This window comes from Streptomyces sp. NPDC002868 (assembly GCF_055563295.1).
Window position 1 is genome coordinate 418,407 of record NZ_JBVHDR010000004.1, and the last position, 15,805, is coordinate 434,211.

At 70.6% G+C, this 15,805-nt stretch carries 13 protein-coding genes; 7 read left to right on the forward strand and 6 right to left on the reverse strand.

All coding sequences use genetic code 11. The annotated features are described in order from the left end of the window. The first annotated feature begins 24 nt into the window (after nucleotides 1-24). Together ACZ3H8_RS16065 and ACZ3H8_RS16070 are read left to right on the forward strand one after the other, a co-directional pair. Nucleotides 25-630, forward strand: coding sequence for a PadR family transcriptional regulator (locus tag ACZ3H8_RS16065; protein ID WP_467402033.1), 606 nt, complete (start codon nucleotides 25-27; stop codon nucleotides 628-630). A 41-nt stretch (nucleotides 631-671) separates the two neighbouring features. Further along, on the forward strand, nucleotides 672-857 hold the full coding sequence (locus ACZ3H8_RS16070) for a hypothetical protein (protein ID WP_398990133.1): 186 nt from the start codon (nucleotides 672-674) through the stop codon (nucleotides 855-857). Between the two features lie 48 nt (nucleotides 858-905). Here the strand turns inward: ACZ3H8_RS16070 and ACZ3H8_RS16075 are convergent, their stop codons facing one another. Continuing rightward, nucleotides 906-2,231, reverse strand: a complete 1,326-nt coding sequence (locus ACZ3H8_RS16075) for a phosphoribosyltransferase family protein (protein WP_467402034.1) — start codon at nucleotides 2,229-2,231, stop codon at nucleotides 906-908. Nucleotides 2,232-2,316: 85 nt separating this feature from the next. Here ACZ3H8_RS16075 and ACZ3H8_RS16080 point away from each other — a divergent pair, with 85 nt between their 5' ends. Beyond that, on the forward strand, nucleotides 2,317-3,105 hold the full coding sequence (locus ACZ3H8_RS16080; protein WP_467402037.1) for an HAD-IIA family hydrolase: 789 nt from the start codon (nucleotides 2,317-2,319) through the stop codon (nucleotides 3,103-3,105). A gap of 21 nt (nucleotides 3,106-3,126) precedes the next feature. Here the strand turns inward: ACZ3H8_RS16080 and ACZ3H8_RS16085 are convergent, their stop codons facing one another. The 3 genes from ACZ3H8_RS16085 to ACZ3H8_RS16095 all read right to left on the reverse strand — a co-directional run bounded on the left by ACZ3H8_RS16085 (nucleotide 3,127) and on the right by ACZ3H8_RS16095 (nucleotide 7,055). Further along, nucleotides 3,127-3,498, reverse strand: a complete 372-nt coding sequence (locus tag ACZ3H8_RS16085; RefSeq protein WP_467402039.1) for an ArsR/SmtB family transcription factor — start codon at nucleotides 3,496-3,498, stop codon at nucleotides 3,127-3,129. Between the two features lie 59 nt (nucleotides 3,499-3,557). Continuing rightward, the gene (locus ACZ3H8_RS16090) at nucleotides 3,558-4,640 is read right to left on the reverse strand and encodes a magnesium and cobalt transport protein CorA (RefSeq protein WP_467402042.1); all 1,083 of its coding nucleotides are present in this window, start codon (nucleotides 4,638-4,640) and stop codon (nucleotides 3,558-3,560) included. A 261-nt stretch (nucleotides 4,641-4,901) separates the two neighbouring features. Continuing rightward, on the reverse strand, nucleotides 4,902-7,055 hold the full coding sequence (locus tag ACZ3H8_RS16095; RefSeq protein ID WP_467402044.1) for an NPCBM/NEW2 domain-containing protein: 2,154 nt from the start codon (nucleotides 7,053-7,055) through the stop codon (nucleotides 4,902-4,904). 209 nt (nucleotides 7,056-7,264) lie between these two features. Here ACZ3H8_RS16095 and htpX point away from each other — a divergent pair, with 209 nt between their 5' ends. Then, complete coding sequence (gene htpX / locus ACZ3H8_RS16100; protein ID WP_467402046.1) at nucleotides 7,265-8,200, forward strand: zinc metalloprotease HtpX; 936 nt, start codon at nucleotides 7,265-7,267, stop codon at nucleotides 8,198-8,200. 38 nt (nucleotides 8,201-8,238) lie between these two features. Further along, on the forward strand, nucleotides 8,239-8,859 hold the full coding sequence (gene pspAB / locus ACZ3H8_RS16105) for a PspA-associated protein PspAB (RefSeq protein WP_467402048.1): 621 nt from the start codon (nucleotides 8,239-8,241) through the stop codon (nucleotides 8,857-8,859). A 33-nt stretch (nucleotides 8,860-8,892) separates the two neighbouring features. Here the strand turns inward: pspAB and ACZ3H8_RS16110 are convergent, their stop codons facing one another. After that, entirely contained in the window at nucleotides 8,893-9,633 is a 741-nt protein-coding gene (locus ACZ3H8_RS16110; protein WP_398990125.1) for a PP2C family protein-serine/threonine phosphatase, read from the reverse strand. A gap of 344 nt (nucleotides 9,634-9,977) precedes the next feature. Between ACZ3H8_RS16110 and ACZ3H8_RS16115 the strand changes: the two genes are divergently transcribed. Both ACZ3H8_RS16115 and ACZ3H8_RS16120 read left to right on the forward strand, forming a co-directional pair. Next, nucleotides 9,978-11,015: a M28 family peptidase gene (locus tag ACZ3H8_RS16115; RefSeq protein ID WP_467402050.1), complete on the forward strand. Its 1,038-nt coding sequence runs from the start codon at nucleotides 9,978-9,980 to the stop codon at nucleotides 11,013-11,015. 280 nt (nucleotides 11,016-11,295) lie between these two features. Then, nucleotides 11,296-13,731, forward strand: a complete 2,436-nt coding sequence (locus ACZ3H8_RS16120) for a SpoIIE family protein phosphatase (RefSeq protein WP_467402053.1) — start codon at nucleotides 11,296-11,298, stop codon at nucleotides 13,729-13,731. Between the two features lie 90 nt (nucleotides 13,732-13,821). Here the strand turns inward: ACZ3H8_RS16120 and ACZ3H8_RS16125 are convergent, their stop codons facing one another. Next, nucleotides 13,822-15,735 carry a protein-arginine deiminase domain-containing protein gene (locus ACZ3H8_RS16125; RefSeq protein ID WP_467402054.1) on the reverse strand — a complete coding sequence of 638 codons (1,914 nt, stop codon included), beginning with the start codon at nucleotides 15,733-15,735 and terminating at the stop codon, nucleotides 13,822-13,824. Nucleotides 15,736-15,805 lie beyond the last annotated feature (70 nt).

Genomic DNA, 15,805 nt, shown 5'->3' on the forward strand with positions numbered 1-15,805 from the left:
CGCCTCCTGCCTAGGATGCGGGCCATGTCCCTCCCGCACGCGATCCTCACGGCTCTGCTCGAAAAGCCCTCGTCGGGGCTGGAGCTGACCCGCCGTTTCGACAAGTCGATCGGCTACTTCTGGTCGGCCACGCATCAGCAGATCTACCGCGAGCTGGGGAAGCTGGAGCAGGCGGGCCAGATCCGCGCGCTGCCGTCCGCGCAGCCGACCCGCGGGCAGAAGAAGGAGTACGAAGTCCTGCCCGCGGGCCGTGAGGAGCTGACCGCCTGGGTCGCGCGCTCCGAGGACCCGAAGCCGGTCCGCGACCCGCTGCTGCTGCGGCTGCGCGCGGCAGGGGTGGTCGGCAGCGCGGGCCTGGAGGCGGAGCTCGGCCGTCATCTGGCCCTGCACCGGCGGCAGTTGGCGCAGTACGAGGCGATCGAGGCGCGCGACTTCCCGCCGGAGCGGCAGTCGACGGAGCAGGACAGGCTGAGGCATCTGGTGCTGCGGGGCGGGATCGAGCTGGAGACGTTCTGGACGAAGTGGCTGACGGAGACGCTGGCCGGCCTCAGGCCCGGGGCTGTCGACGACCGGGGTATCGGGTGCCGGACTTCCGTGCCGGGAGTGACGGGCGCCGCCGGGACGGAGTAGGCCGAAATGCGACACCTGACGGCCCGTGAGATTGTCGCGGCGTGACGGTTTCCTTGATCGCCGCCTTCTCCGCGGCCGCGCTCGCCCTGCTGCTGAAGTCTGTCTTCGGCCTCTGTCGCGCCGTCGGCAGCACCGACCCGTCCGCGGAGGCCCACTCCGTAAGGCTGGCGCTGTACGGCTGTGGCATCGCCGTGCTGACACTGGGCATGTTCATCGCCCTGGCGTGAGGGGACGCCTGCCGGACTGTCAGTGGGGATTCAGTGGGGACGCCATCGTCACCGCATGGGATGACTCGCCGCCAAGTGGCTGGTGAACCAGTCCCGGGCCAGGTCCGCGACCTCGTCCAGGGCGCCGGGTTCCTCGAAGAGATGCGTGGCGCCCGGGACGACCTCGAGCCGGTTCTCGCAGCGCAACTCCGCCTGGGCCTGGCGGTTGAGGTCGAGCACCATCGTGTCGCGGCCGCCCACGATCAGCAGCGTGGGCGCGCGTACGTCGGCGAGGTGCGGCCCGGCAAGGTCGGGACGGCCGCCGCGGGAGACCACGGCGGCGATGTCCGTGTCGGTGTCGCCACCTGAAGAAGCAGAGGCGCCGAATGATGCGGCGGCCCGCAGCGCAGCCGCGGCTCCGGTGCTCGCCCCGAAGTAGCCGATCCGGGCCGACTCGCGCTCCCGCAGCCAGCGGGTGGCGTCCGCCAGCCGCCCGGCCAGGGTTTCGATGTCGAAGACGTTCGCCCGGTCGGCTTCCTCGGCCGGGGTGAGCAGGTCGAAGAGCAGGGTGCCCAGTCCCGCCCGGTTCAGGGCGGCCGCCACCAGCCGGTTGCGCGGGCTGTGCCTGCTGCTGCCGGAGCCGTGGGCGAACATCACGATCTCCTCGGTGCCCAGAGGCAGGGTGAGGTCCCCGGCCAGCCGGACCCCGCCGGCGTCCACCGCGACCTCGGTCTCATCCCCGGCCCGGTCCTCGTCACCCCGCGCGGCCGCCTGCGCGAGCAGGGCGACGACCTCCTCGTCGGGGGTCTGGGAGAAGTCCTGGTACCACTCGCCGACTGCCCTGAACGCCCTCGGCGTGGACAGGCACACCACTTCGTCCGCCTCGGTGCGCAGCCAGGCGACCGCGTCCGGCGGCGCCACCGGCACGGCCAGCACCACACGGGCGGCGCCCTGCGCCCGTACCACCTCGCACGCCGCCGCGGCCGTCGAGCCGGTCGCGATCCCGTCGTCCACGACGATCACCGTGCGGCCGCCGATGGCCGACCGCGGCCGGTCCGCGCGGAACCGCTTCGCCTGCCGTGCGAGCTCCGCCTCCTCGGCGTGCTCGACCGTTTCGAGTTCGTCCCGGCCGACTCCGCTGCGGCGGACGATGTCGTCGCTGATGACCCGTACCCCGCCCTCGCCGATCGCGCCGTACCCCAGCTCGCGGTGGTACGGGACCCCGAGCTTGCGGACCACGATCACATCGAGTGGTGCGCCGAGTGCCTGCGCCACCTGGAAGGCGACCGGGACTCCGCCCCGCGGCAGGCCCAGGACGACGGGATTCTCCCCCCGTACGTGCCGTAGCGCTTCGGCAAGTCGGCGTCCCGCATCCATGCGATCGGTGAACAGCACAGCGGTTCACTCCCATCCCTTTCGTAATAACCCCATGTGTGGCTGTTTCGCAAGCGGGAGTCGAGCCGGCGATACGGTCGGTCGCATGGAACGAATCGGAGCAGTCCTGATCGACATCGACGGCGTGCTCACGGTGTCCTGGAAGCCGCTGCCCGGCACCGTCGAGGCGATGGGACGGCTGCGCGCGGCCGGCCTTCCGCTGGCGCTCGTCACCAACACCACCTCACGGACCCGCGCGTCGATCGCCGCGAAGCTGGCGGGGGAGGGCTTTCCCGTCGGCGTCGACGACATCCTCACCGCACCCGCCGTCACCGCCGCGTACCTGCGGGAGCACTACCCGGGGGCCCGCTGTCTGCTGCTCAGCAGCGGCGACGTCCGTGACGATCTCGAGGGCGTGACACTCGTAGACGGGAGAGAGGATGCGCCCCCGGATGTGGTCGTCTTCGGCGGCGCGGGCGGCGAGTTCAGTTACGCGGCCCTCAATGCCGCCTTCCGTCATGTGCAGCGCGGCGCCGCGCTGATCGCCATGCACCGCAACCTCTACTGGCGTACCGCGGACGGGCTCGACCTCGACACCGGGGCCTTCCTCCTGGGGCTGGAGCGAGCCGCCCGCGTCGAGGCGGAGATCACCGGCAAACCCGCCGCTTCGTTCTTCGCCACCGCCCTGGCACACCTGGGCGCCACCGCGTCCGAAGCGCTGATGGTCGGCGACGACATCGAATCCGACGTGCTGGCGGCGCAGCGCAGCGGAATCAGCGGCGTACTGGTCAGGACGGGCAAGTACCTGCCCGAGACGCACCGGGCGGCCGACGGGACACCGGACCACGTGCTCGACTCGTTCGCCGACCTTCCCGGGCTGCTGGAGCACGAGTGACTCGGCTGCATCGGGGCCAGGTCAGCCGGCGTGCTGCCCCAGCATCTTCCCCATCGCGGCAAGCACGGAGGGCGCGACCTGGTAGTACACCCAGGTGCCGCGCCGCTCGGAGGTGAGCAGGCCCGCCTCCCTGAGCTTTTTCAGATGGTGGGAGACGGTCGGCTGCGAGACGCCGACATCGGATATGTCGCAGACGCAGGCCTCGCCGCCCTCGTGGGAGGCGATCGCCGAGAACAGCCGCAGGCGCACCGGGTCGCCGAGCGCCTTGAACATGGCGGCGGTGCGGACCGCCTCCTCTGCCGAGAGGGGGCGCTCGGTCAGCGGCGGGCAGCACGGCTCGACATCCAGGTCGGCATCCGGCTCCAGCAGCGGCAACGCCTTCACATTCGACATACGTCTATGTTGACACATGTCGAACCAGCCACCCAAGGGTTCGTCGCTGGAACGGAGCGTCAGAGCCAGCCGTTGCGGCGGAAGCTGCGGTGGACGACGAAGCAGGCGATGACCATGACACCGAGAACGAGGGGGTACCCGTAGGTCCAGCGCAGCTCCGGCATGTGGTCGAAGTTCATGCCGTACACACCGCAGACCATGGTCGGCACGGCGATGATCGCCGCCCATGCGGTGATCTTCCGCATGTCCTCGTTCTGGGCGACCGTCACCTGCGCGAGGTGGGCCTGGAGGATCGAGTCGAGCAGGGCGTCGAACGACGTGATCTGCTCGGTGACGCGGGCCAGATGGTCGGCGACGTCACGGAAGTACGGCTGTATGTCCGGGCCGACCGGCGGCATCGGCTGGGTGGCGAGGGCATGCAACGGCCGGCCCAGCGGCGCCACCGCGCGCCTGAGCTCCAGCAGTTCGCGCTTGAGCTGGTAGATGCGGCCCGCGTCGCCGCGGCCCGCGTGCTCGGCGAAGACGGTGCTCTCGACGGCGTCGATGTCGTTCTGCACGGCGTCCGCCACGGCGAGGTAGTCGTCGACCACATGATCGGCGATGGCGTGCAGTACGGCGGCGGGGCCCTTGGCCAGCTGCTCGGGGGTGTCCTCCAGGGCCTCCCGGAGCGGGCCGAGCGAGCCGTGCCTGCCGTGCCGGACGGTGATCACGAAGTCGGGCCCGGTGAAGATCATGAGCTCGCCGGTGTCCACCACCTCGCTGGTGGCGGTGAGCTCCTCGTGCTCGACGTAGCCGCAGGTCTTGAAGACGGCGAACAGGGTCTCGTCGTACCGCTCCACCTTGGGCCGTTGATGGGCGACCACCGCGTCCTCGACGGCCAGCGGATGCAGACCGAACAGCTCGGCAACCCCGGCGAACTCCGTTTCGGAGGGCTCGTGCAGCCCGATCCAGACGAAGCCGCGGCCGGACTTGCGGACCCGCCGCAGCGCCTCGTCCACCGGGCCGGTGTCGGGCTGCCGTACGCCGTCCTCGTAGACCACGCAGTTGACCACCGTGCTGCCCAGCGGGGAGCGAGCCGGGTGGCTCAGGTCCACGGTCCTGCGGTAGGCGCGGCGCACGGCGCGGCGGAGATTGCGGATCATCGGCACAGCTGGCTCCTTCGGACAACCAGTCGCCAGTTTGCCACCGCCCGACCGGTGACCAGCGACCGGTACATCTGACCGGAGACAGACGAGCCGGTTCACCGTACGCCGCCCTGCGGAGAGAACACCGACGGCCGGATCCTCGGCTTCATGGGCGAGCCCACGGTGTACGTCCTCAAGCTCAACAGCGCACTGAAGGCACTCACCGAGAAGTGATCGTGTTCTGGGCAGCGGTAGACCCGGTCCGCCGCTGCCCAGGGCTCAGCCGCAGGTCAGGATGGGCGATGCCCAGTCGGCGTGGTCGTGGTTGATGCCGTCGCCGCTGTCGGTGACGACCAGTCTCAGCTCCAGGCCGCCGGTGAGATCCGCCGTGAGCGTCCTCGTGGCGTCGGCTCCGGTCAGGCGGCCGCTGTCGGCGACCTTGGTGGCGTCCCGGTAGATCTGGAAGACCACCGACCCGTTCGTACCGCCCGACTCGTCGTCGATGCCGACGGCGGCGGTGAGCTTGGTACAGCTGCCGCCGAGGTAGTACGTGATGTCGCTCGCCGCGTGTGTGCCGAGGCCCTTGGCGTAGGTGGTGCCGTTGAGGGCCAGGGTCCGGCCGTCGCCCGCGGCCTTCTCACCGTTGCTGCGGTCGCGCTCCACCGGCCCCCAGCCGTTCGCGGACGAGGCCCATGCGAGGTCGCTGAGCGCATGGTTGCCGGCCGCCGGGCCGCTGCCGCAGACCAGCTTGGCGTCCGCCCAGTCGGCGTGGTCGTAGTTGATGCCGTCGCCGCCGTCGGTGACGACCAGCCTCAGTTTCGTACCGCCGGTGAGGTCGGCGCTCAGGCGCCTGGGCGGATCGTTCGCCGTGCGCACGCCGCTGTCGGCGACCAGGGCGGCGTCGCGATAGACCCGGAAGACGACCGATCCGCCCGCCGTCGACTCGTCGTCCACGCCGACGTCGACGGTGAACGACCGGCAGCTGCCGCCCAGGTGGTACGTGATGTCGCTCGCCGCGTGTGTGCCGAGGCCCTTGGCGTAGGTGGTGCCGTTGACGGTGAGGGTGCGGCCGTCGCCCGCGGTCTGCTCACCGTTGCTGCGGTCGCGCTCCACCGGCCCCCAGCCGTTGATCGCCGACGTCCACGGCAGATCGCTGACCTGCTGGATCCCGGCGGGCGGCGGCACCGGAGCGCCCGGCGTCACCCGGTACATCACGGTCCCGTGGGCGGGCACCGAGGCGCTGATCGTGCCCGTGGTGGTGCCGGTCTGCTTGGACCACAGGTCCTTGAGCGCGTACGAGGAGGCGCCGCCGATCCCGATCGCCTGGACCGTCGTCGAGATCGTCTTCGCCGAGGCCGTCTCATTGGTCAGCGTCACCGAACGGCTGCCGTCCGCCAGCGGCTTGGACATCACCACAAGACCGCCGGAGCTGGACACCACCGTGCCCTGCTTGCCCAGGCTGTCCTGGTCGACCGCGATGACGTCGGTGTTCTTCAGGATCGCGAGGGTCGCGGGTGAGGCGCCGCGCAGATCACTGCCGATCAGCAGCGGCGCGGCCATCTGCGCCCAGAGGCTGAAGTGGGTGCGGTACTCGGTGTCGGTCATCCCGCCGTTCCCGACTTCGAGCATGTCGGGGTCGTTCCACGCCCCGGGCTTGGCGTACGGCGCGAGCCCCTGGTTCTGGTGCGCGATGCCGATCATGCTGGACCAGGAATCGCTGATGTCCCCGGTCGTACGCCATGAGTTGCCGACGTCCGCCGCCCAGTTCCAGGGCTGGTTCTCCCCCCATTCGCAGATGCTGTAGAGAATCGGCCGCCCGGTGGCCTTCAGTGCGTTGGCCATGGCGGTGTAGCGCTGCTTGGCGTCGGCGCCGGTGTTGTTGCAGTTGTCGTACTTCAGGTAGTCCACGCCCCAGGACGCCCACAGGTTGGCATCCTGCTGCTCATGCCCGAGGCCGCCCGGAAAGCCTTGTACGTCGCAGGTCTTGGTCCCGGCACTGGAGTAGATGCCGAACTTGAGGCCTTTGGAGTGCACATAGTCCGCAACTGCCTTGATCCCATGGGGGAAGCGGACCGGATCGGGGACGAGGTTGCCGTTCGCGTCGCGCTGCGGCAGGGCCCAGCAGTCGTCGATGTTGACGTAGGTGTACCCGGCGTCCTTGAGTCCCTGGGACACGAAGACGTCGGCGATGCCCTTGACCATGGCCTCGTTGAACTCGGCCCGGCAGTGGGTGGAGTTCCAGTTGTTGAACCCCATCTGGGGCGTACGCGCGAGCCCATTGTCGACGGCGGCGGCGGGAGGAGTGGCGGCTGCGGGGGGAGCGGCGGCGACCTGCCCGGTGACCGCGACGGCCACGCCGGCTGTGAGGAGCGCGAGCGTCGTGGCGACGGCGGCCAGACGGGCGCTTAAGGGGGTGTGCCGTTCGGCGTGCATGTGCGGCTCCGAGGGGGGTGATTGGCGCACAAACAAACGGGGACGAACGAAAGCCACCACATCTCAGCGCCGCGCCAGGTCCATGTCAAGACATCGCGCACGCCCTGCCGGACGAGGCGGCCAAGGCCCCTTTATCCCGTATATAGGCGGAAAAGGGGCACACTGAAGGGAGAAACACGGCGGCAGGGTTCCGTCTGGAGGGTGATCACATGGCCGGTCGGACGATGGTGGGGAAGGGGCCCAGGTCCCGCTACGCCCCGGATCGGGGACTCACCACCCGCATGGTGACGACGATGTTCCTGATCGGGCTGGTCTACGTGGTCTTCGTGGGTGTGCTGCTGGCCGTTCTGCGCGGCTCGTGGCCGATCATCCTGGTGATCGCGGGCGGGCTGTTCATCGTTCAGTTCTGGTTCAGCGACCGCATCGCGGCCTTCAGCATGGGCGCCCGCGAGGTCACCCCGGAGCAGGCGCCCGAGCTGCACGGCGCCGTCGACCGTATCTGCGCCCTCGCCGACATGCCCAAGCCGCGCGTCGCGATCGCCGACAGTGATGTGCCGAACGCCTTCGCCGTCGGCCGTAACGAGAAAACCGCCCTGGTCTGCGCCACCACCGGCCTGCTGCGCCGCCTGGAGCCGGAGGAGCTGGAGGGCGTGCTCGCGCACGAGCTGTCGCACGTCGCACATCGCGATGTCGCCGTGATGACCATCGCGTCGTTCCTCGGCGTCCTCGCGGGCGTGATGACCCGTGTCGCGGTCTGGGGCGGCTTCGGCCGGCCGGACAGCAGCCGCGATCCCAATGCCGCGATCGCCATGCTGCTGATACCCGTGGTCAGCGCGGCCGTGTACGTGCTCAGCTTCCTGCTGACCCGGCTGCTCTCCCGCTACCGCGAGCTCTCCGCCGACCGCGCCGCCGCGATGCTGACCGGCCGCCCCTCCGCGCTCGCCTCCGCGCTCACCAAGGTGACCGGTGAGATGGCGGCGATACCGACGCGGGACCTGCGCAAGGCTGAGCCGTTCAACGCCTTCTGGTTCGCGCCGGCCTTCTCCTCCAAGGAGAGCCTGAGCAGGCTGCTCTCCTCGCACCCGACGCTGGAGCAGCGACTGGACCAGCTGGGCAGGATCTCGGCGCAGCTCGGCCGCCCGTGACGACGAACTGACCCGTGACGACGAACTGAGGTTCATTCGTGGGACTCCTCGACACCATCCTCGGCCGCAGCAAGCCGGTACGCCCCGACCTCGACCAGCTCTTCGGTCTGCCCGCCGCGGCGATCACCCTCCAGGCGGGCGCCGGATTCACCCCGACCGGTGTCGGCTCGGTGTGCTTCGCCAGCGTCGAGGGCGGGGCCTTCGCCCAACTCCAGGAGGACGTAAGGGAGTTGCTTGACGCGGACACCGGCCGCGGCGGTATCCCGGTCGAGTTCAGCCAGGACGCGTACGGCTACACCTGGCTCCTCGCCCGCCAACCCGCCAGCGACACGGCCTCCCTGGTCAACGACCTGCACGCGGTCAACACCCTCCTCGAGGACGCCGGTTTCGGCCCGCAGCTGCTCTGCTCCCTGATCGCCTTCCGCGAGGCCACCGGAGATCGCGCGCTGGCGCTGGTCTACCTCTACAAACGCGGCACCTTCTACCCCTTCGCGCCGCTCCCCGGAACGGCGGAGAAGCGCGACAACACCCTGGAACTCCAGGCGAGGGCGCTGCTCACGGACGACCTGCGCATCGAGACGGACCTGGCCCGGTGGTTCCCGGTGTGGGGAGCGCCGGGGCTGGGCGGGACGGGCCACGTCGCCACGACGGATCTGTAGACCGAGTCCCTGCTGAGACCACACGTAGAGGCTCTATTCGCCGATGCGTACCAGCGCGAACGTGATGTTGTCCGGCCCTCCGGCCGCGATCGCCGCCTTCCACAGCTCGAACGCGGCCCTTCCGTCGTCGTGCACCCGCAGCAGCCCGTCGAGCTCATCGTCGGGCACCGGGTCGGTCAGCCCGTCGGTGCACACCAAGTAGCGATCGCCTACGGACAGCGCCGAGGCCGCCACATGGGGCGTGATCGCGTTGAACGTGTGGCTGCCGCCGAGCGTCTGTGTGACGGCTGACGTGGTGCGCTGTCCCGGCCGCAGGGGCGGGCTGTCGTCCACGCTCACCTGGCGAAGCCCGTTCTGAGCCGCGTCGAACACCTTGCTGTCGCCGACGTTGAACGTCAGCAGCGACTCCGTCAGGACGACGGCACCCGCGACTGTGGTTCCCATGGTGACCAGCTCAGGATGGTCGCGAGCGGCCGAGTACACCGCGTGATTGCACAGGTCCAGGGCGTCACTGACGGCTTCCTCGTCGTCCAACGAAGGGCCGAGCGAAGCGAGTTGGCGGACCACCAGCGCACTGGCCACCTCACCGGCGGGCTGCCCGCCGAGTCCGTCGGCGACCGCGACGACGAGCGGTGTGCCGATAGGGAACAGCAGCGTCTGCGGATTCTCGGTCACGGTGCCGCACAGCGTCCACGGTCCGACGACGAGGCTGTCCTCGTTGTGCTCGCGGACCAGCCCGACATGGCTCAACGCAGTCACTGCTATGTACGGCACCGGAGTGTCCCGCCTCTCGGCAACGGCAGGCGTGCCCTTCACCACCATTGTTACGCCGCGGACGCCCGCGCGGAGGAGGTGGACGAGGTGGACGAGGCGGATGAGGAAGTGATCCGGTGCGCGTGCGGGCGCGTCCACGTCTGCCATGGCGGCAGACTGGGTGGACCGTCCGCAGGCACAGCGGTCCGTGGCCGCGGCCCGCGCGGCGGCCACCCAGTGGGCCGAGCCCTCAACGGAAGTCGGCTGCTGTGCACCGAGCTGCCGTGCACCGAGCTGCCGTGCACCGAGCTGCTGTGCACCGAGCTGTTCTGCACCGACGAAGGCGAAGGCGGTGAACCCGTGCCATGGACCTCGCCCCCGACGTACCCGCGCTTGTACGTGAACTGACCCGGCGGGCCGACCCCCTGCGCCTGCGCCATGACGTGGAGTACCTCGCCGACCGCCCGCGCAGCCGCACCCGCGCCCCCGAAGCCATGCTGCGCGCCGAGGCCCGTGTGACGAGTGAACTGGCCGCCGCGGGCTGGCGGACCGAGCGCCGGCCCTTCGACGTACGGTGGCGACTGGGCCTCACCGACCGCCACGGCCGTCGGGCCCGCGCGCTCACACTCCGCGTGCACCGGCGGCTGACCGGCGCGAACCTCGTGGCCGAGCTGCCGGGAGGCGACGACCGCCCGACGGTGGTGGTCGGAGCGCACCTGGACACCGTCGCCGGCTGCCCCGGCGCCGACGACAACGCCTCCGGCGTCGCCGCGCTGCTGGAGATCGCCCGCCTCCTCGGCGGGCTGCCGCGACCGCCCGCGGTCACCCTCATGTTCTTCGACATGGAGGAGCTGGGGATGATCGGTTCCCGGTTCGCCGCCCGGCGGCCGGGCCGTACCCGGCAGGTCGCGGGCATGATCTGCCTCGAGTCCGTCGGCTTCTTCGCGAACGAGCCCGGAACCCAGCTGCTGCCCGCCGGGTTCGGCATGGCCTTCCCCCGCGTGGCCGCCGCGGTCCGCTCGGCCGGGCAACGGGGCGACTTCACCCTCGTTGTCCACCGGCGCTCGACGGCGGCGGCGGCCTCCCTGTGGCGCCGGGCAGCGGGCGCCGCCGAGCCCCCGCTGCCCGTCGTCACCCTGCGCGACCCGCGACCGGACGGCCCGCTGGGGGCGCTCGTCGGCCTCGCGGTGCCGCCGGTGAGCCATCTGGACCGAAGCGACCACGCGGCCTTCTGGAACGCAGGGATTCCGGCCCTGATGCTCACCAGCACGGCGAACTTCCGGAACCGCAATTACCACCGGCCGACCGACACCCCGGACACCATCGACTACCGGCGTCTGGCGACCGTCGCCGTAGCGACCGCCGCCACGGTCACGTTCTGGCCTGCCGGCGGGACCGGTTGATCCCGGTCTCCACCCGTCTCGGACGGCCGAGATCAGCGGAACCACCGTAGAAGCCAGCACGCGGCCCCAGCCTTCCCTACGCTGGATACGACTGGTCCCAAACGCATGACGAGGTGGGTGGGCCACCTCGGAGGGCGACTCGGCCGGCGAAGACTGGTCGGAGGCGAGGGATGATGAGGCGTGGCGTTATCCAGCCACGGTTGCACCCGGTGATCCGAGCAGACCGTGCCCACTCCCGGGCAGACCGTGCCCACCCCCGGCTACGGGGGCGCTGCGAGCCGTGAGAGAGAAGATCCGGGTATTCGGCGGGGCGGTGCTGGCCGCTGTCTATGTGCTGGGCAAAAGGGACGACAGTCTGCGCCTGGTGGAATCGGTCGGAGACTCCGGTGCCATGTACGGGCTGTCGTCCTGCTATCCCCTGTCCGGTCATGCACCCGTCGTGGAAGCCTTCCGCACCGGCCGCGCCCTGTGGTTGAACGGGGAAGGGCTCGCCGCGTACGGCGAGGACCCCGGCGAGGCCCCTGAGCAGACGCTGCCCGCCGACATCTCGCTGGGCGCACTGCCGCTGGGAGCGAACGGCACTCCGCTGGGCTGCCTGGTCATCGTGGACGACGTCGGCAATGGCTTCGACGCCGAACGGCGCAACTTTCTGGAGCTCTACGCCGACCAGGTTGCCGCATGGCTCGAAGCGACCGGCGAACCGAACAGTCACGCCATCGGCCGTACGGGGCCCCGGCCGGTACTGGGCCCTGCCCTGGACCGCCTCCGTGTCGGTTCCTTCACCCTGGTGCTCAGCAGCGGGCAGATCGAAGCGGACGACCGGGTGCTCGACCTCGTCGACATCCCCAGGGGCGAGTTCGACGGACGTGTCGAGACCCTGCTGGCGCACACCGTTCCTGACGACCTGCCCGCGCTCATGTCCATCGTCGAGCCGGGCCATATGACATCCGGCGGCCGGGACCTCGAATTCCGTGTCCGCCGCCCCACCGGCGAGCTGCGCTGGCTGCGCCTGCGGTGCCGCGTGCTGGCGGACGGCGCCGGCAAGCCGGAGCGGGTGCTCGGCGTGGTCGCCGACGCCTCGCATCTGCGGCCCAGCGCGGACGAAGTCTCCAGGGTGCAGCAACTGTCCGTCGCTCTGGCCGGTGCGATGACCGTCCGGGACGTCAGCAGGGCCGTGGTCGCCGCCCTGCGCGACCCGCTGGGAGCCGATCGGGTGGCTCTCGCCGAACTCGAGGGGGACCGGCTGGTGGTCACGGTCCTCGACCCGCCGGAACCCGATGCCTGGCCCGAGCTCTGGCGGTCCGAATGGCGGTCCGAGTGGCCCGATGCGCCCGCCTACGCCCTGCCCACGCTGGAGGCCGCGCTGCGCGAGGGCCGCGCGAGCCTGTGGACGGCGGGCTCCGACCTCGAACCGGGCCTCCTCGGCATCGGCCCCGGCGGCCTCGCCGTCCTGCCGATCCCGGCCGAAGGCCGGGTGGTCGGCGGGTGCCTGGTCGGATGGGACGAGCCGCACGCGTTCGGCCCCGAGGAACGGTCCATGCTCACCGCGACCGCGGGCATGGTGGGGCAGGCCCTGGTGCGCGCCCGTGCGTTCGACGCCGAGCACGAGCTCGCCACGACGCTTCAGCGCAGCCTGCTGCCGCGCAAGCTTCCGCGACTGCCCGGCGCGGTGTCCGTCGCCCGCTATCTGCCCGCGACGGTGGGACTCGAGGTGGGTGGCGACTGGTACGACGTGATCCCGCTGTCCGAGAACCATGTGGCGCTGGTCGTCGGGGACGTACAGGGGCACAACGCCGTCGCCGCGACGATCATGGGCCAGATGCGTACGGCGATCAGGGCCTACGCCGTGGAGGGCCACCCGCCCGACGTGGTCGTCTCCCGCGCCAATCACCTGCTCGTCGGCATGGAGACCGACCTCTTCGCCACCTGCTGCTATGTCGCCATCGACATGGAGGAGGGCAATGCCTGGTGCGTCCGTGCCGGGCACCTGCCGCCGTTGCTGCGTGCCCCGGAAGGCGTCACCCGGGAGGTGGAGGTCGAAGGCGGGCCTCCGCTGGGAGTGCTCGCGGAGGCCCAGTTCCCGATGACCGCGGTCGCGCTGGCTCCCGGCGCGGTTCTCGCCCTGCTGACGGACGGCCTGGTCGAGTCATCGAGCCTTCACCTGGATGACGGCATGCGCCGTGTGTGCGACGCGCTCTCCACCGCCGACCCCTCCGACGCCGGGCGGATGGCCGATGAGCTGCTCGGCGGGGTCAACCGGCGCGACGACGACGTGGCGCTGCTGCTCCTGCGCTACGACGGGCTGGGAGTCCGGCCGCTCCGGGCGGCCTGGACGGTGTGGAGGCTGCCCGACGCGGTCGCGCACGCGCGCCGTTTCACCTCCCGTACCCTGCGTTCCTGGCGTGCGACGGACGAGCGCGTGATGGAGCAGTCGGACACGGTCCTGCTGACCGTCTCCGAGCTGGTCACCAATGCCCTGGTGCACACCCAGGGCCCGGTGCGCCTCGACCTCATGCTGGCCGGGGACCGGCTACGGGTGGCGGTGAGCGACACATCGCCGCGAGCGCCCGTCAAACCGGCGAGTATGGACTGGGAGGCGACCGGCGGCCGGGGGATCCTGCTGGTCGAGGCGGTGTCGGCGTCGTACGGCTCCGTGCCGCTCAGCGGCGGCAAGCAGGTGTGGGCCGAGGTCGTCCTGCCACCGCGCGAGCCCTGACCGGCCGAGCTCTGACCGGCCGGGGTGGTGCGCACGCCCGCCGTGACGGGCATGCGCACTCGACGTTCACCGCTCTGACCTACCGGCTTGCTACGGCTTCCACCATGCGGCAGAGGCATCGCGCAGAGTGTTCGTGCCGCAGTGCACCTCGCCCATGCCGACGTGATACGTGTGCCAGTCGTCGATGTACGACACCTTCATGCCCGCCCCGGTGTACGCGGCAGTCACGGCGGAGGTGAATATGTCCTTGCCGCCGATGACCGGACCCCATTGCCGCGGGGCCAGGTAGCGGTCCCGGCCGAGCAGGATCCCGTTGACCGCACCCGGAACGTACGCGCTGGTCATGACGGCTTCCGGGCCCGCTGCGCGGTCGTCGTGCCTCGAGAGCTCCTTCTGCTGCCCGTACTCGCGGACCGCGTCCGGTACCTTGCCGGCGCCCATCCGCGACAGCCGCGGCATGCGGTCGCCCCGCTCGTCGTCTCCCGTACCCCGCGTGTACAGGGCGGGCACCCGTACCACCTCGGCGTCCGTCACACCCGTCTCGCGCTTGAGCACCTCCAGATTCGCCGCGATCCGCTTCGCGGCCATGGTGTTGTCGGCCACCAGCCACTTGGAGGCGAGCGCCTGGTCGATGGTCTCCTTGGGGGCGGGCAAGTCCTTGCTCCCCGGCACGGAGAACATCCGCGTCTTGCCGTGGCCGGCCTGCTGCGCCTCGCGCAGCAGCCGCAGCCCCGCTTCGGGATCGGCGATGGAAATCTTCCAGCCGCGCGGCGTGTCCGCGGGGAGGAACTGGACGAACTCGTCCACGTGCCCCACATGCAGCCATGAGGTGTCCAGGAGCAGCGGGTCCTGGAAGCCCTGGGACTTCAGCAGCGTCCGCATCACCTGCGCGGGCTTCGAGCCGTTGTCCTTGCGCTCGCCCATGATGATGCGCCCGGCGGGGAAGGACCGGCCGCCGTGGTCGTACGGAGGGATGGTCTCCAGATTCCCCATCGAGTTGAGGGTCCACTCCTCCGAGTCGCGGACCCCGGACACCTGCACCACGCCCACGCCGTTGCCGCGCAGCTTCTCGAACAGCTCCCGGCCGGCCGGGCGGTCCGCCTGCGCCGACCGCAGCATCACGCGTATCACCTGCCGGCGCCCACCGGGGCCGGTCATGCTCACGTAGCCGGGCTCGACGAAGTCCTGCGCCCAGACGTCCCCGTACTTGTCGAAGGTCGCCAACGGCTTGTCGATCCCGGCCGACTTGACCTCCGCCGCGAGGCCCTTGACGAACGCCTGCTGCCGACGCGCGTATTCGTCCTTCCCAGGCACCTTGGTGACCAGCAACTGCTGCGCGTTCTGCAGGTGATGGTGCGTCAGCAGCGGGGCGACCCGCAGGGTGACCTCGTCGGAGGTGCTCTTCCCGCCGGAGGCCACGGTCAGACGGATCACGGAGCGACCGCCCCAGCGGGCGTTGTCGCGTATCACGTCAGTGCTCTCGACCCCGAATTCCACACCTGCGCGGAGCTCGGCGGCGGACAGGCGGGTCTTGGCCGTGACCCAGGTCCAGCCGGTGGAGCGTTTGACGAAGATCCGGGTGTTCTTGGCGCCGGCCACGACCTTCAGGGCGCCCGTAGCCGTGGCGGGCAGGTTCGCCATCGGCACGGAACGCACCCGGGCCAGGTCGGCCGTGTCGGCGGAGCCGTTCACCGTGGTGTCAGCCGCGTCGTTGCACGCGGCAAGCTTGGCATCCGGGAGCGGCTTGCCGCCCGGGCCTTTGACCGCGCACCGCTTGGTGTCGTCGTCGATATTGGGGAGGAAGACCGCTCCCCTCGCGGGGGACCAGCTGTCCTCACCGCTGGTGTCCGTCGTACCGTCGACGTCCACCCGCCCGTCCCGGTTCACGTCCGCCCGGAGGTCGACCCGGGGTGGCTCCGCTGCGAACGCCGGTGACACGGGCGCCAGTACGGCCCCGATCACGGTGATGGCCAGTGCCGCGTGTCTCGCATGGCTCGTACTCAAGATGCGTCCCTTCCTCAGGCTCGGTGCTACCGAGCCCGAAGAGGACAGGGACGCGCGGTGCGTTGCCTTC

Coding starts and splice junctions, on each gene's coding strand:
- ACZ3H8_RS16065 (WP_467402033.1), top strand. CDS start 25: ATGTCCCTCCCGCACGCGATCCTCACGGCTCTGCTCGAAAAGCCCTCG.
- ACZ3H8_RS16080 (WP_467402037.1), top strand. CDS start 2,317: ATGGAACGAATCGGAGCAGTCCTGATCGACATCGACGGCGTGCTCACG.
- ACZ3H8_RS16085 (WP_467402039.1), bottom strand. CDS start 3,498: ATGTCGAATGTGAAGGCGTTGCCGCTGCTGGAGCCGGATGCCGACCTG.
- ACZ3H8_RS16090 (WP_467402042.1), bottom strand. CDS start 4,640: ATGATCCGCAATCTCCGCCGCGCCGTGCGCCGCGCCTACCGCAGGACC.
- ACZ3H8_RS16095 (WP_467402044.1), bottom strand. CDS start 7,055: ATGCACGCCGAACGGCACACCCCCTTAAGCGCCCGTCTGGCCGCCGTC.
- htpX (WP_467402046.1), top strand. CDS start 7,265: ATGGCCGGTCGGACGATGGTGGGGAAGGGGCCCAGGTCCCGCTACGCC.
- ACZ3H8_RS16115 (WP_467402050.1), top strand. CDS start 9,978: ATGGACCTCGCCCCCGACGTACCCGCGCTTGTACGTGAACTGACCCGG.